Below are 17255 nucleotides of genomic sequence, written 5' to 3' on the forward strand. Positions count from 1 at the left end.
AATAAAAGTATTTAAACAAAATAAATACATACTATTACAACCCTTATAATGTCAAACTCTTTGCTCGCTGTTGGTTAAACATAAGTCATATGCTATTCACTATGATTAAAGCGTGCAAACTTTCCAATCTGGATTAGTTGAATTTCTTGTTAGCTTAATTTTAGCTACTTTAGCATCCTGTAACCAATTTATTACACGCTTAATGTAGCCATTAAGCAAACCAAACTGATTTTTTCAAGCAACTGCCTGCACTGTGTTATGAGGATAGCTAAAGTATTTAGTTTATTACTGTTATTTACATTTTTACATGATGTAAAAGCACAGGTATGGGTAAATCAACAGCATGGCGCCTTTGATCCACATAATTTTTCATTACGCACTTACACAACGCATGATGGCTTGCCTTCGAAAAGTACTACCGCTGCGCTTCGAGATAGAAATGGCTTAATGTGGATTGGTACCGAAAACGGACTTTGTAAGTTTGATGGTTATGCGTTTAAAGCTTATGTAAATATACCCGGAGATAGTACATCAATTACCAGTAACTATATTAATGCACTGGTAGAAGATAAAGCCGGACGTATTTGGGTAGGAACCATGGATGGGTTAAATATTTTTGACCCAACAACGGAAAAATTTACGCGGTTTTTTCACAAAAGCAATCATACTAATTCATTAAGCAATAACAAAATATGGTCATTACTATGCGACAGGGTTGGCCAAGTTTGGGTAGGAACCGATAACGGCTTCAACCGTTTTATTAATGCAGATAAAGGTTTTGACGTTTATTTACCCAACCAGAGGGACAAGTTTGCGCTTAAGGGTAAATCAATAAATTCTATCATCGAAGACAAATTTGGTGATTTATGGCTTGGGAGCTGGAGCAGTGGCCTGGCTAAGTTTGATAAGAAATTGCACAAGTTCATTAATTATGAGCAACCACATTTGAGCGGCCAAAAAAATCCAAATGACGTATGGAATCTGTGCTATGGCGTAGACGGACAAATATGTGTGGCAACCTATTGGAAAGGTCTTTTTGCCTTTAATCCTTCAACCGAAAAGTTTACATCAATAAAATGCCCAGACGGGGCCAATACCTCTGTATTTACTGTTGTACAAAAAAATTCAAATACATTACTGGTTGGTGGTAATGCAGGCTTTTATTGGGTTGATACGCGTACAAACAGTTGGCAAAAAGTACCAGACTTAATTAATAATGCCAGCGGAGAAGTTTATGACGATAAACATGGCATAATATGGCTGTGTTCAATAAATGGACTTACACAAATTGACTACAAAGAATACAAATTTGGCTGGTTACCGCTAAATCTCAAACCACGTGAAGTAAAAAGCATGTTGATAGACGGAAGAAAAATCTGGCTGTCGACTAATAACGGACTATTCAAATTCGACTTTATTAATGGTACTAAACAAGCGTTTTATCATGATAAAGCATCAAGCAGTTTAAGCAGCAATGAGTTAAGCAAACTCTATAAAGATGCAAGCGGCAACCTATGGATAGCAACTGAAAATGGTTTTGATAGGTACGATGAAAGGAGCAACTCTTTCCAGCATCACTTTCACCACTCGGCCTTATCAAGCCTCTATAATGAAGACGTTTTCAGGGATATTCTGGAGATTAAACCCGGTGTGTTTATGCTGGCAACTGATGCAGGATTAAAGATTTTTGATAGTAATAATAACACATTTGAACACTATTACAGTGAAGATAAAAAGCCGGGCTCAATAAATAATAATCATTTATACAGCTTACTGAAAGATGCCGACGGCATAATTTGGATAGGCACCTACGGTAGTGGCTTAAATCGCTTCAATACAGTAACCAAACGCTTTACCGCCTATACATTTAACGATAAGGTTACAGGCAGTTTGAGTAATAATATTGTCCGTAGCATTTTTCTCGATTCGCGAAAAAATCTGTGGGTTTGCACGTCTGATGGTTTAAACAAATTTAACCGCCAAACCAACAGCTTTAAAAGCTACTCAAAAAAAGATGGTTTTTCAAGCAATGTATTCATCAATATTGTTGAAGATAATCAGAATAATTTATGGGTTAACACCGAAACGGGCGTATCTAAATTTAACCCTGATAATTTGCAGGTTAAAAACTTTGATGAATCAGACGGTGTGTATGCAAACAGCGTAATCGCCAAATCACAAACCGGAGACATTTACCTTGCAGGTACAAACGGCATTGTGCATATAGATCCTATGAGGATAAAGCATAATTCAGAAGAAGCACCCGTTTACTTCACTGACTTTCAAATATTCAATAAATCAATAGTTCCCGGAGGAAATTCACCACTCAAGGTGGGTATTGGTGCAGCATCAAACATTGCACTAAAACATAGGCAAAATATGTTTTCCATAACGTTTGTAGCTTTAAATTATACTCACTCTGAGAGGAATAGTTATGCTTACAAACTGGAAGGATTTGATAGAAAATGGAATTACGTAGGCAACCAGCGCAAGGCTACCTACACAAACTTGAATCCGGGTAAGTATATATTTAAGGTTATTGCTGCTAATAATGATGGTGTTTGGAATAAGGAAGGGCGTACGATAAGCATTACTATTTTGCCTCCGTGGTATCAAACTTGGTGGGCTTATTTGTTATACTGCTTAGGTATAGGCGTCATAATTTACGGTTATATTGTGTATCGTGATAAACAGGCGAAATTAAAATATGAAGTTAAGGTTGCTCACTTACAAAGTGAAAGTGAGAAGGAACTGAATGAAAAAAAGCTCTCTTTTTTTACTAACATATCGCATGAGTTCAGGACTCCTTTAACATTGATAATCAATCCAGTAAAGGAATTACTCTACAAGGATGATAAAAATGTTGATACAACCAATCTCAACACCGTTTACAGAAATGCACGCAGACTGTTAAGTTTAGTTGATCAACTATTACTTTTCAGGAAGGCTGATGCCGAAATTGATAATTTAAAGATTGTAAAGCTAAATCTTGTCTTACTGAGTAAAGAAGTATACTTATGTTTCACGCACCAGGCACGGGTAAAAAGCATCTCTTACAATTTTAACTCCGCAAGTGAGCATTTAACTATTTACGCTGATAGGGAAAAAATAGAGATTGCACTATTTAACTTACTATCAAATGCCTTTAAGTTTACGCCCGATGGTGGTATCATAACCTTTGAGGTAAGTGATAACGATGAAAACGCTTTAATACGTGTTCAAGATAGCGGGTGCGGAATATCACCAAGCATTGGCGATAAGCTATTTAATAAATTTTATCAGGACACCGGCAGCGGTGCTTCGCTTAAGGGCGGATTTGGTATCGGTCTTTTTTTAGTTAAAAGCTTTATAAACGCAATGAGGGGTAAGATCAACTATGAAAGTGTAGAAGGAGAAGGCACAACTTTCAATATTGAACTCCCAAAAGGGCTTGAATATGCGCTATCAACAAACATACAGGACGATGGCGATACAGAATCTGTTCTCTTAAAAGAATTGATTGAGGATGAAATTACAGCAAATGCAGTAGTTGATTTAGCAAACGATGAAGTTTTATTTGATGATCCGCTTACATCCGAAACAAAAACTTTGTTAATTATTGATGATAATCATGATGTCAGAGAATATTTGAAGCAGGTATTCAAGCTTGAATTTACCATTTATGAAGCATCAAACGGCGAGCACGGATTTGAGATGATTAACGAGTACCTGCCCGACATAGTCATCAGCGATGTAATGATGCAAGGGATGAGTGGCATAGAGCTTTGTAATCTTGTCAAAGAAAACGAAGCGACATCGCATATACCCGTCATTTTATTAACCGCTAGTTCATCGCCCGAAATTAAATTGAAGGGACTGGAGGGTGGAGCGGATGATTACATAAGTAAACCCTTTGATAAAGAAATACTTAAAGCCAGGGTAGCGGGTATTCTTAAAAGCAAAAATAACCTTCAAAAGTATTTTTATAATGAGGTAACGCTTAATGCAAACGATCTTAAGATTTCTTCTGAATATAAAGACTTCCTAAATTCCTGTATCCGGATAGTTGAAAGGCACATCACCGACCCTGACTTTAACATTCAGGTATTGGCTGCCGAAATTGGCATGTCGCGCTCTAAGCTATACAATAAAATCAAGTCAATATCAGGGCAGTCATCTAATAGCTTTATTCGTTTTATACGGTTACGTAAGGCCGCTGAGATTTTTATCAATTCAGATCATACCATACTACAAACATCCTACATGGTAGGTATTAGAGACCCAAGGTATTTCAGGGAGCAATTTTGCAAACAGTTCAACATGAACCCATCCCAATACATCAAAAAGTTCCGTAAGCCCTTCAGCAACAATTTACATCTTAGTCCGGCTATGATGAAGGCGTATAAAGGTAAATAAGTTAGTTCTTGGTGGCTGAATTTTCACAGCTCGACCCGTCTTTAAAAATTATCCTATTTCATTTACTGTCGTTCAATTCGCAGATGCGATACTTCGTCGGTAAGCCCTCTGATGGACTCTTATTACCATAACCCCACCAAACAGCTTCATACCGCATTGCTCAATTGATTTATTGCTTTGAACAGGTAAATTTTAACATTCAAGCGGTATTTTAACTGTTTACCCCTCTAAATTTAACCGTTTACCACTCATTCTTAAGGTAGGTTTTTTATCAATTTAGCCTCCGAAACCAATTGTATTTCCGGCTTACTGCATTCACTATTTCTCCAATAGTAGTGTGCGTTTCCTGAAGAATTTCAAACCAATTAAACATTATTAAATTATGAACAAACTTCTACGGATTAATTGTTCTCCGTTATGGTATGGTTCGGGCGTTACCTCGGTTTTTAACAAAGCCATGATTGCCGGGCTATTGATCACAACACCATTTGCAGCCGATGCGCGTATTACAAATGTACCGCACAAATCATCAGCGGTAAGATTGGTTAAGCAAGACACACCTATATCAGGTAGGGTGCTTGATGAAAAAGGTGAGCCGCTTGCAGGGCTTAGCGTAACCATTAAAGGTACAACCAGCGGCACTATTACCGATGTTAACGGTAAGTACTCCATCAATGTGAAAGATAAAAACGCCACGTTGATATTTACATTTACCGGGTATGACCCGCAAGAGGTTATAGTTGGCGATAGGTCTGTTATTGACATACGCATGTCCGTATCGGCAAAATCATTGAATGATGTGGTTGTTGTTGGTTATAACAGCCAAAAAAGAGCAACCTTAACAGGATCTGTATCTGACGTAAAAGGTGCTGAAATTGTAAAAAGCCCGCAGCCAAACGTGTCAAACTCTTTAGCAGGTCGTTTTTCGGGTGTTATTGCTAATAACCGCTCAGGTGAGCCGGGTTATGATGGCTCAAGCATTACCATCCGCGGTTTAGCTACCACTAACGACAATTCTGTGCTGGTAGTTGTAGATGGTATTCCGGGGCAAATTGGAGGTCTTGAACGTCTTGATCCAAATGATATTGAAAGTATTTCGGTATTAAAAGATGCCTCGGCTGCAATTTACGGTAACCGTGCCGCTAACGGTGTAATTTTGGTTACTACCAAACGCGGTAAAACAGGCAAGCCAAGTATCAGCTATACATTCAATCAAGGTTTTAGTCAGCCAACACGCTTGCCACAAATGGCAGATGCAGCAACCTATGCGCAACTGGTTAACGAAATGCTTTATAACAGCAATGCTCAAGGGGGCTTAAACCAACGTTACAGTGCAGCTCAAATTGAAACCTTCCGTAACGGGTCTGACCCGCTGAACTACCCAAATACTGATTGGATAGATGCAACTTTGAAAAAAGTAGCACTTCAAAACCAGCAAAGCCTATCGGTTAACGGAGGTAATGAAGATGTTAAATACTATGTATCGTTAGGTACAATTTACCAGGATAATCTTTATAAAAACGGCGTTACCAAGTATAAGCAATATAACTTCCGTTCAAACATTGATGCCAACATAACTAAACGCTTTAAGGTAAGTGTATTGTTATCGGGCAGGCAGGAAAACAGGCAATACCCAACAACCGGCGGCGGCGGTATTTTCAGGTCTATATATCGTGCCAACCCAACTGTTGCCCCTTACTATCCTAACGGTTTGCCAACTATAGGTATTGAAGGCGAGAATCCGGCTTTACAGGTAACCGATATTGGTGGCGTAAACCGTAACCCAATACATGTATTCAACGGAATATTGAAAGCCAACTATTTAATTCCAGGTGTTGAAGGACTATCTGTTGACGGTTTCTTTTCAGTAGATCGTGCTTTTAACTTCTCTAAAAACTTCTCAAAACCATATAACGTTTATAATTATATTGCAAGTACAAACGTTTACGAGCCAAGGCTTTATGGTGGATTTAATGGCCGTCCGCAGCTTTTTGAATCGCAAATGAATGATGTACAGCTAACATCAAATGCTAAGCTGAATTATGCACGCAAATTTGGCAAGCATGACATTTATGCGTTTGTGGGTTATGAGCAAAGTTCAAACCGCAGAGAATACTTTGATGCAACCCGTAGGAACTTCCTATCATCTGATTTACCCGAGCTTGGACAAGGTGGTGCATTACCAACAGATGCTTTAAATTCAGGTTACAGTACAAATTTTACCCGCCGAAGTGTAATCAGTAAAATTGCTTACAACTACAATGAGAAGTATATGCTTGAAGCTCAGTTTAGGGCTGACGGAACTTCTAATTTTCCATCTGATAAAAGGTGGGGATATTTTCCATCTGTGTCGGGTGCATGGCGTGTTTCAAAAGAAGATTGGTTTGCAAACAATGTTAAATTCTTTGATGATTTAAAAATCCGTGCTTCTTATGGTTCTTTAGGTAATGATAAAATCAGACAGTTTCAATATTTTGACAACTTCACCATTGTACGCAACGGTTTTGTAAGCGGAACATCAATTCAGCCTAACCTTAACCTTATAAAATTAGGTAATGCTAACATTACGTGGGAAGTTGCCAAAAAATTGGATATAGGTCTGAACGCTGTTTTTCTTAAAAACTTCAGCATAGAGGCAATCTACTTCAACCAGGACAGAGAGAAAATTCTGATGCCTCGTAGCGGTTCAGTTCCCGCTGTAACAGGTATTGTTGATCCTTATAGTGGTGATAAATTACGACCGGATGAGAATATTGGAAAAGTAAACAGCAAGGGGTTTGAAGCGACTTTAGGATATAACCATACCGGTAAGGAATTTACCTGGGGACTTTCAGGTAACGTAACTTACGCTAAAAGCACAGGAGTATTTTTAGATGATGCGCCCGGCTTGTTACCATATCAAACTGTAACCGGTAATTCATTAAATACTCCATTATTGTACCGCAGTTTAGGCCTTTTCAGGAGTGCTGAAGAGCTTGCTGCTTACCCTCACGTTGTTGGCACCAAAGTAGGCGATTTAAAACTGGAAGACTTTAACCAGGACGGAGTTATTGATGACAGGGACAGAGTAAGAAACATATATGGCAACGTACCACGCATTACTTACGGCTTTACATTAAACGCAGCTTACAAAAACTTCGATTTGTCGGCATTAATTGCAGGTCAGGCTCAGGTTGCCCAGTACGTACTGCCTGAATCAGGAACCATAGGAAACTTCTACAAATCATGGGCTGATAACCGTTTTGGACCAAATACACCAAATGGTACCTTCCCATTAGTTACCGAAAGATCATCAAGTTCAATAAGCGGCCAGTATGCAAGCACTTTTTGGTTAAACGATGCATCATTTTTACGTTTAAAAAACATACAAATTGGCTATAACGTTGACGCTGCATTTTTATCAAAAATTAAGGTGTCAAACCTAAGGGTTTACTTTAGTGCATTTAACTTATTCACCATAACAAAGGTTAAAGATTACGATCCGGAAGGTGATAGCGGAAGCGGACAGTTTTATCCTCAGCAAAAAATATTTAACCTGGGTGTTAACCTTAAATTTTAAGCGTAATGAAAATCAACAATAAAAAATACTGGGGTGCATTGGTTAGTGCGGTCCTGCTTTTTTCTGCCTGTAAAAAAGATTACTTAGATATTCAGCCAACCGACCGCATAGCTACATCGGCATTACAGTCAGATAGCTCAGTTTTTGAAGCATACGTAACCAACCGTTACATTGGTACACAGCTTACCAATAAAGAGGGTGATGGTACACCCCCGGGCTTTGGCCGTGGCTTTGAATACGCCATGTGGAGTTCACTTACTGATGAATCCATTTACAATAACGATGATGATACGTGGTTTATTCAGCGCGGACAGCTATCATCTGATAATTTGGGCATAGCCAATGTTTTTTGGGGACGGAGTTATAGAGGTATACGCGAATGCAATTTTGCACTAAGCTTATTACCTAACGTGCCAATGAGCGCGTTACACCGTACCCGGTTAGAGGGCGAGTTGAAATTTGTGAGGGCTTTCCGTTATTTTGACCTTATTCGTAACTATGGCGGGGTAGTGCTTATGGGCGACCGTGTTACACAATTAGGCGAAGATTTTCAGGATCCTGCCTTATTCAAACGTTCAACTATTAAAGAGTCGATTGATTATGTTGTAGCGCAATTAGATGATGCCGTTGCAAAGCTTCCTTTGAACAATGACGGAAGCTGGATTCCGGGTCGTGCAACTAAAGGTGCGGTTTTGGCCTTAAAGTCTCGTTTGTTGCTTTATGCAGCAAGTCCGTTGTATGCTTCAGGAACATGGGAAGCAGCTGCAACTGCTGCACAGGCCGTAATTGGCTTAAATAAGTATAGCTTGTATTCAGGTGGCTACGCCAACATGTTTACCGTTAGTGAAACCTCAGAAACCATTTTTGCAAGGTATTACACTCGCGAGGCTGGTCACGTGCATTTAGAAATTGCAAACGGACCCAACGGTTACGGCGGATGGGCTGGTAACTCTCCGTTGCAAAACCTGGTTGATGATTATGAGATGAGCAACGGTAAGGCTATTACCGATCCAACATCTGGCTATAATGTAAATACCCCATACGCAAACCGCGATCCAAGGTTTGCTGCAACCATTTTATATAACGGAGCACCATACCGCGGCCGTGCAGTGGAAACATTTATTCCGGGTGGGAGAGATAGCAGAGATGGAAGCGAGAACTGGAACACCTCAAAAACGGGTTATTACCTGCGCAAGTTCATTAACGAAGAGTACCCTATCCAAAACCCTTGGGGTAATGCCGGTTTCCAAACCTGGACTTACTTCCGCTTGTCTGAAATACTGTTAAATTTTGCAGAGGCTGCTAATGAAGCTTACGGACCGGATGTTGTTCCTGCCGGCGCTACCTGTTCTGCACGCACGGCCGTTAACGCTATCAGGTCTCGCCAGGGTGTAAACATGCCAGCACTTGCCAACGTAACATCTAAAGATCAAATGCGCGAGGCAATACGCCACGAGCGCCGCATTGAGCTTGCGTTTGAAGAGCATCGTTTTTACGATGTACGCCGTTGGAAAATTGCAGATGTAACAGAGAACAAACCGGCCCTGGGTATTACAGTTACTAAAACCGCAACCGGATTCACTTTTACGCCAAAGGTTGCACTTGATGGTAGAAGCTTTCAGGCTAAACATTATTGGTTGCCTATACCTCGTGCCGAAATCCAGGCATCAAACAATCAGCTTCGCCAAAACGAAGGTTATTAATAATTAAGCAACTAAAGCAGGTACTTTAAGTCCTGCTTTAGTTTTTAAATGGATAACGGGTCATTCGAAAATGCACCGGTACAAATTCCTGCCAAATGAAAAAGCATCAAAAGTTATTATTATTGATGGCTCTTGCGTTGCCAGTTACGTTTAATGTCAACGCTCAAAATCAGAACGGAACATTATTTAATGACGGCTGGAAGTTTCATAAAGGTGAAATTGGCCAAACAGCAATAGCACAAACCAATGGAGCTGATTGGAAAACAGTAAGCATTCCGCATGATTGGAGCATTGAGGAACCATTTAGTGATGAATGGCCCAGTGCAACAGGTTACTTGCCGGGTGGCATAGGTTGGTATCAAAAATCATTTACGGTTCCGTTAACATGGAAGTCAAAGGTGGTGTCAATTTACTTTGATGGCGTTTACAAAAACAGTGAAGTTTACCTCAACGGCAAACTGCTTGGTAAAAGGCCAAATGGCTTTATCCCGTTTGAGTACGAACTGAATAAACATCTTAAATACGGTACCAAGAACACTATTACGGTAAAAGCAGATCACAGCCAGTTCGCAGATTCGCGCTGGTATACAGGTTCGGGCATTTACCGCAACGTTTACTTAAAGCTCAATAACCCTTTGTACATAGCCAAATGGGGCGTTAAGTTTTTTACCCCAAAGGTTAGTCGTTCAGTTGCAGAGGCCAATGTTGAAGTTACGTTGGTTAACAAGATTAAGGAAAACACCACGATTAACATTATTTCAGATTTGAGAGATGCCAATGGGATGGTTGTGGCGTCATCAAATCAAAAGCTTTTTACAGGCAACCGCGATAGTATAAAAAGCAACTTGTCTTTAAAGGTGAAATCTCCGCAACTGTGGTCGGTAAATGATCCAAACCTTTATCAACTTAGCGTTCAGGTTAAAATGGCTGGCAAGGTCATAAGCTCATGGAAAGACAAAGTGGGTATTAGAAACATAAGATTTGATGCAGGCAGCGGCTTTTACCTGAACGATAAAAACCTGAAACTGAAAGGCGTTTGTATACATGATGATGCCGGAGCCCTTGGCGTTGCCGTGCCCGAAGGTGTTTGGGTGCGCCGATTGAAACTTTTAAAAGAAGCCGGGTGCAATTCCATACGAATGAGCCACAACCCTCATGCTGATTACCTTTACCGTTTATGCGATCAAATGGGGTTCTTGGTGATGGATGAGGCCTTTGACGAATGGGAGTTTGGTAAAAATAAGTGGGTAAAGGGCTGGAACGTTGGTACTCCAAGTAATGATGGCTATCATAGTGCATTTAAGGAATGGGCATCTATTGATGTAAGGGATATGGTGCTGCGTAACTTTAACCGGCCTTCCATAATTATGTGGAGCATTGGTAATGAAATTGATTATCCAAATGACCCATATACGCATGAGGTGTTAAACTCCGGTCGTAACCCTCAAATTTATGGTAAAGGTTTCCTGTCCGATCATCCCTCAGTAAGTCGTTTAAGTGCATTGTCGAAACAACTTGCCGGTGCCGTTAAAAAGTTTGATACCAGCAGACCGGTTACCGCTGCTTTAGCAGGTGTGGTAATGTCTAACACAACTGATTATCCTGCCAACCTTGACATTGTTGGCTATAATTATCAGGAGTATCGGTACGCCGACGACCATAAAGCTTATCCTAAGAGGATAATTTATGGTAGTGAAAACGGTATGCAGCTTTCTGCCTGGAATGCTGTTGACTCGAACCAGTATATATCTGCACAATATTTATGGACCGGTATTGATTATTTAGGCGAAGCAGGGCGATGGCCCGAGCGCAGCAACCGTGCCGGGTTGCTTGACCTTGCTGGTTTCCGAAAACCCGAGTATTACTTTCGCCAAAGCATTTGGGCAACCAAACCCATGATTTACATTGGCACAACAGCTGTACCCAAAGGCGAAGATAAAGGTATATGGAGCCATAAACGCGCCGAACCAAACTGGAATTGGAAAGAAGGAGATATGGTAAGACTGAACTGCTTTACCAATTGTGAGAACGCGGAGCTGTTTGTAAACGGCAAATCAATGGGTAAAAAAGCCAAACAGGGTAATAATTTTATTTGGTGGGATATTCCATTTGAGGAGGGAGAAGTAAAAGCCATTGGCAACAGTAATGGTAATAAGCAGGTCGAATACGTATTAAAATCCTCAGGTAGTGCTTACGGCCTGCAAGTTTCCGTTGAGTCAGATAAAGCAGGGAGTGAAAACCGATTATCTCATTTAATAATTAGAGTAGTTGATAAAAACGGAATTCCCGTGTATGACGCTGACAACGAAATCACTGTTACGGTAAGCGAAAACGGCAAACTGCTCGGTCTCGAAAGTGGAAGCTCAAGTAGCCATGAGAACTACAAGGGTACAAAGCGTAAAGCATTGCACGGCAATTTGCTTGCTTACATCCAGTCTTTAAAAAATACCGGAAATATCACTGTTGACATCACGTCTCCAGCACTCAAATCTATAACTATCAGTATAAAGTGATAACAAACTAATCCCAAGCTATTTATTGGAAAAATAACAACACATGCGTATATCTAAATTACTATTCTTAATTCTGCTCGTTTTACCCTGCGCTTTAAAGGCACAAAAAAATGCCCACACGTTTGCTTTGGGCGAATCTGCATTTTTGCTTGACGGTAAACCCTTTCAAATGATATCGGGTGAAATGCACTATCCGCGTGTTCCGCGCGAAGCCTGGAGAGCCCGTATGAAAATGGCCAAAGCTATGGGGTTAAACACAATAGGCACGTACGTTTTTTGGAATGTGCATGAACCTGAAAAAGACAAATTTGATTTTACCGGCGATAATAACATAGCTGAGTTTGTGCGTATTGCTAAAGAAGAAGGTCTTTGGGTGATACTACGCCCTAGCCCTTATGTTTGTGCAGAGTGGGAATTTGGCGGCTATCCGTACTGGTTGCAAAATGAAAGAGGGCTTGAAGTAAGGAGCAAGGAAAAACAATACTTGAATGAGTACCGAAAATATATTATGCAGGTTGGTAAGCAATTGTCGCCTCTTTTAGTAAACCATGGCGGTAACATTTTAATGGTACAAATTGAGAATGAATATGGCTCATACGGTAACGACAAAGAGTATCTTAAAATAAACGAAGATATGTTTAAAGCGGCCGGATTTGATTGCCTGCTTTACACCTGCGACCCCGAAGCTGCCATAAAAGACGGTCACCTGCCTGGCTTGCTTCCGGCAATAAATGGTGTTGACGATGTTGCCAAAGTGAAGCGTTTAATAAACGAAAACCACGGCGGTAAGGGGCCATATTACATTGCCGAATGGTACCCGGCCTGGTTTGATTGGTGGGGAACCAAACACCACACTGTGCCTGCACAAAAGTATGTTCCTAAATTAGATTCTGTTTTAGGAGCGGGCATATCAATAAACATGTATATGTTTCATGGCGGTACAACAAGGGCTTTCATGAATGGTGCCAACTACAATGATAAAAGCCCATACGAGCCACAAATAAGCAGCTATGATTATGATGCCCCGCTTGATGAAGCCGGTAACGCTACGCACAAGTTTATGCAGTTTAGAAATGTGATTGCAAAACACCTTCCTAAAGGACAGCAGTTGCCTCCGGTACCAGCAAAAAAGGCAACAATATCGGTACCTGCTGTGAAACTAACCCGCTCTGTCGGTATGTTTGACCTTGTGGGTATTCCAAAGACCTCAAAAATGCCAATGAGCTTTGAAGACTTAAACCAAGCTTATGGTTTTGTACTATACCGCACCGTTGTTAAAGGTGGAAAAGAGGCAATGTTGAAGATTAAAGATTTACGTGATTATGGGCTTGTTTACATTAACGGTAAGCGTGTTGGAACACTCGACAGGCGCTTAAACCAGGATAGCATGCATATTCAGCTACCCAAAGGAAATGTGCAGTTAGATATTTTAGTTGAAAACATGGGGCGTATAAACTTTGGACCGTATTTATTAAAAAACAAAAAGGGCATAACCGAACAAGTTACCCTTGATAGTAAAATAGTACAGAACTGGAAGATGTACAGTATGCCCTTCAATAAGGATGCTGCATTAAAAACCTCAAAGCGTAAGCCAGGCACCACCGAGCCTGTTATACTTAAGGGTAGCTTTATACTGAATAAAGTTGGAGATACCTATTTAGATATGACAGCGTGGGGTAAGGGTATGGTTTGGATAAACGGACATAACCTGGGTAAGTATTGGTCTATAGGTCCGCAACAAACCGTATATGTTCCGCAAGAGTGGCTAAAAAAAGGCTCAAACAACGTTACGGTGCTTGAATTAACCAAGCCGGGCAACCAAACGCTCAAAATGGTTGAGGAACCTGTACTTGATCAACTGAAATAGTTAATTTAAATTTTAAACACAAAACGCCATGTATTCACATGGCGTTTTGTGTTAAAGGCAAAATTATTCTAATTTCCAAAGAGAACCGGCATACCACTGGCTTTATACCAGCTCAGCTGTTGGTAATAACTAAAATTAACGTCACCCGGAAAAGGGATATAACAGCTTAATCCCGAAAACTTTTGAATATTTGTACCGAGAAACTTAGGCGTTGCAGCTTTATAGAGTACAGCTTTGTTAAGTTGTTCCTTTATCTCATCAAGTTGATTAGTGCTGAAATTATGATCTAAAAAATCGGTAAAATCATAATTTGGAACCGGAAATCCCGCCGTGTAATCCAGTCGTTGAACACCTGAAGATATCAGCCTATCGCCACTTTTTTTGTAGTTTTTAAATAATTTATTTGTCTGCACGGCCAAGGCTTCGAGTTCACTGCTTTTTACCAACACTACACTTGCCGATCGTCGTTCATCTGTATAAGAGTTGTAATAGTCATAATAAGCTTTTGCCAACGTTGAAAGCTGATCTGCAGAATTAAATAATAATGGGGTAATTGTTTGGTAGGGATAGCTCTCTGCCAGTGTTTCGGTGGGCGAGGCCATGAGGTAATTAGCTTTATCTTTAAATTCATACAAAACCTCAACAGAACCCATCGAACATGCGTCAAAAATTATATACTCAAAATTATTTGGCAAGGCGTCCTTAAGTGCCTTTATATCCATTTCAATGCCGTTGTCACTTCCAAACGACCTAACACTTACTTTGTTGTTTGCGGGTGCCCATGATGTTGCGTGCGACCATAATACTAAGCCATAACTTTGAGCAGGGTATTGGCTTTGGGTATATTCGATAACAGTTTTAAGCCTGCCTGGGTCAGATGGTTTATCACCCGTAAAAACCTTAACCGTATCGCTTACAATTCTGTTACCGTCATTATCAAACTTTATTTTTAGCAGGTATGATGTTGCGCTTTCAGTTTTTATGTATACCAGCAGATTGCCATCTAGGTTCGCCGCACCACGCTCCATCATGTTGATGCTATTTAAAGCATCATACTTTAAGTTGTTGTTGGCTTCCATGTAAACAAGCACTGTCTTGTTGCTTATGGTTGGTTGAACAGGTCCATTATCTTTATTGCAGCTACAAAATACAGCAGCAAGTAAACAGGTCCAAAAAGCTTGTGTAGTAACTGCTATTGATTTAAAAAAGTTAGGCACCTTAAGATTTTAATCTGCAAAATTAAGTTTTGTTTGAAGTGACAATGTTAAAAATTTATTAAATTTAATAAGGGCATTAGTACTTATTGATTTTCAGATTCATAAAGTCAGCACCCTCATTTGTTGAGTTGCTTTTATTCGAAAATAGTGGTTATTTATATGTTTTGTCACACTTCGCACTTAACAAATATTTATTGAACCGTTAATAGATAGCCTACATTTGTACTGTTACTTTGCAGTCCAAATCAAAATGTTATTTGCTGTCAGTACAAAAAGTAAGTCTGTCAGGTGCTTAAAATTAGCTTCGGGCTACTCAATCGAATTATTCTAATTAATAAATATGCGTTTAAAATTTCTACGAATCTCTGCCCTTGCGGTGCTCATTCTTTTTGTAATTGCTTGTCGTAAAGACAGGCCTAACATGGATGTTCCTACCACAAGCACCGAAGTCAAATTTTCTTCAATCATCAGCGGTCAGATAAGAACAAAAGCTGTTAATGATACTTGGGAGGCCAACGATGCCATTGGTGTTTACATGAAAACCGGTAATGGTTTAAGCAATCTCCTGTCTGCTAACAAGTCATATACCACCTCTGGTAACGGCAATTTTAATGCATCTTCTGCAGATCAGACCATGTACTATCCTGAGAATGGAAGCAATGTTGATTTCATTGCTTATTACCCCTACAAGCAAAACTTAAACGGTAACATGTACCCGGTCGATGTTGCTAATCAAACGAGCCAGGGAGCAATTGACCTTATGTACGCCAACAATGCTACCGGGTTGAATAAGGTGAGCACCAACGCTCAACTAACATTTACGCATCAGCTTTCTAAAATTGAAATTGTTGTTAAAAATGGCGTAGGCGTACCCAGTTTAGAGAACATTAAGGTAAATATAAACGGTTTAAAAACCGCTGCCAATTTTGATTTGGCAACCGGTGCAATAAGTGGACAAGCCAACGTTGCTGACATACAAGCGAAAACCAGCGTACGCAACAATTTAACCGTAGCCGAAGCGGTATTGCTACCAACTACTGATGAAAACCCTGCTAAGGTGGTATTCATCATTGGCTCAAAAAGCTACAGCTGGACAATGCCAGCCGGAACAAAGTTTGAGCAGGGTAAGAAATACAACTATGAAATTGAATTAGTGGGTGAGGGTGGTAATAGCGGTATAGCAGCTACGCTTAATGCAACTATTACCAATTGGATAGATGTTCCGTCTGGAACGTATTCATTGAACAAGGAGGTGATTACAACCAATCCACCATCAATTTCAGGTTACATGGAAACGCCGGTTATTACAACTGATGATAACATGATGTATGTATTCCATAAATCACCGAATAACGATAAGGTAAGAAACTACGCCATGCTGTATGATAAACGTTACAAAATGGCTTATTGGGTGGCATATCCATTGCACTCATCTTACGTTGGCGGCTCAGGCCGTACCGATGCCTGGCAATTTGACCCTTCAATTCCACAAAATTCACAGGTTGATTTAAGCAGCTCTTTTGGCAACGGTTATGACAGGGGACACCAAATACCAAGCGGCGACCGCACATCAACCAGGGAACTAAACCAAACAACCTTTTACTACAGCAACATGACTGCGCAGGTCTCATCGATGAACCAAGGAATATGGAACAATCTTGAGCAGCAGGTAAGAAGCTGGATGGCAAAAGGTGACACTATGTACGTTGTTACCGGTGCAGCAATAAAAACTGCCAGTGACGCCACAATAACTTATATAAAAGGCTCGGCCATTCCAAAATATTACTACAAAGCGCTGGCACTAAAAAAAGGTGATGCTTACTACACTATTGGCTTCAAAATCAACAACCAGGTAATGCCAACCGGTGTAACGTATAATAACTACCGCATAAATGTAAGCGATTTAGAAAAGGAAACCGGCTTTACATTTTTTCCTAAGCTAACTGCAGCTAATAAAACTACTATTGATAATACCATTTGGAATTAAAACTCTACAACAAA

The 17255-nt window shown here is 40.1% G+C and carries 7 protein-coding genes; 6 read left to right on the forward strand and 1 reads right to left on the reverse strand.

Annotated features, from left to right (window positions below; genetic code table 11):
* Window positions 1-258: 258 nt before the first annotated feature.
* The 5 genes from GO816_RS09170 to GO816_RS09190 all read left to right on the forward strand — a co-directional run bounded on the left by GO816_RS09170 (window position 259) and on the right by GO816_RS09190 (window position 14037).
* Window positions 259-4395, forward strand: a complete 4137-nt coding sequence (locus tag GO816_RS09170; protein WP_157541477.1) for a hybrid sensor histidine kinase/response regulator transcription factor — start codon at window positions 259-261, stop codon at window positions 4393-4395.
* Between the two features lie 382 nt (window positions 4396-4777).
* Complete coding sequence (locus GO816_RS09175; RefSeq protein ID WP_232336533.1) at window positions 4778-7954, forward strand: SusC/RagA family TonB-linked outer membrane protein; 3177 nt, start codon at window positions 4778-4780, stop codon at window positions 7952-7954.
* Window positions 7955-7959: 5 nt separating this feature from the next.
* Window positions 7960-9657: a RagB/SusD family nutrient uptake outer membrane protein gene (locus GO816_RS09180; protein WP_157541479.1), complete on the forward strand. Its 1698-nt coding sequence runs from the start codon at window positions 7960-7962 to the stop codon at window positions 9655-9657.
* Window positions 9658-9752: 95 nt separating this feature from the next.
* Entirely contained in the window at window positions 9753-12170 is a 2418-nt protein-coding gene (locus GO816_RS09185) for a sugar-binding domain-containing protein (protein ID WP_157541480.1), read from the forward strand.
* Between the two features lie 43 nt (window positions 12171-12213).
* On the forward strand, window positions 12214-14037 hold the full coding sequence (locus GO816_RS09190; RefSeq protein ID WP_157541482.1) for a glycoside hydrolase family 35 protein: 1824 nt from the start codon (window positions 12214-12216) through the stop codon (window positions 14035-14037).
* Window positions 14038-14105: 68 nt separating this feature from the next.
* Here GO816_RS09190 and GO816_RS09195 read toward each other — a convergent pair whose 3' ends face one another.
* Window positions 14106-15116, reverse strand: coding sequence for a clostripain-related cysteine peptidase (locus GO816_RS09195; RefSeq protein ID WP_157541484.1), 1011 nt, complete (start codon window positions 15114-15116; stop codon window positions 14106-14108).
* Window positions 15117-15594: 478 nt separating this feature from the next.
* Here GO816_RS09195 and GO816_RS09200 point away from each other — a divergent pair, with 478 nt between their 5' ends.
* Window positions 15595-17241: a fimbrillin family protein gene (locus GO816_RS09200; RefSeq protein WP_157541486.1), complete on the forward strand. Its 1647-nt coding sequence runs from the start codon at window positions 15595-15597 to the stop codon at window positions 17239-17241.
* Window positions 17242-17255: the final 14 nt, after the last annotated feature.

It is taken from the genome of Mucilaginibacter aquatilis, from assembly GCF_009755275.1.
Classification (GTDB): Bacteria; Bacteroidota; Bacteroidia; order Sphingobacteriales; family Sphingobacteriaceae; genus Mucilaginibacter; species Mucilaginibacter aquatilis.

What these genes read in the sequence shown, in the direction of transcription:
- GO816_RS09170 (WP_157541477.1), top strand. Translation starts at nt 259, where the DNA reads ATGAGGATAGCTAAAGTATTTAGTTTATTACTGTTATTTACATTTTTA.
- GO816_RS09175 (WP_232336533.1), top strand. Translation starts at nt 4,778, where the DNA reads ATGAACAAACTTCTACGGATTAATTGTTCTCCGTTATGGTATGGTTCG.
- GO816_RS09180 (WP_157541479.1), top strand. Translation starts at nt 7,960, where the DNA reads ATGAAAATCAACAATAAAAAATACTGGGGTGCATTGGTTAGTGCGGTC.
- GO816_RS09185 (WP_157541480.1), top strand. Translation starts at nt 9,753, where the DNA reads ATGAAAAAGCATCAAAAGTTATTATTATTGATGGCTCTTGCGTTGCCA.
- GO816_RS09190 (WP_157541482.1), top strand. Translation starts at nt 12,214, where the DNA reads ATGCGTATATCTAAATTACTATTCTTAATTCTGCTCGTTTTACCCTGC.
- GO816_RS09195 (WP_157541484.1), bottom strand. Translation starts at nt 15,116, where the DNA reads ATGGAAGCCAACAACAACTTAAAGTATGATGCTTTAAATAGCATCAAC.
- GO816_RS09200 (WP_157541486.1), top strand. Translation starts at nt 15,595, where the DNA reads ATGCGTTTAAAATTTCTACGAATCTCTGCCCTTGCGGTGCTCATTCTT.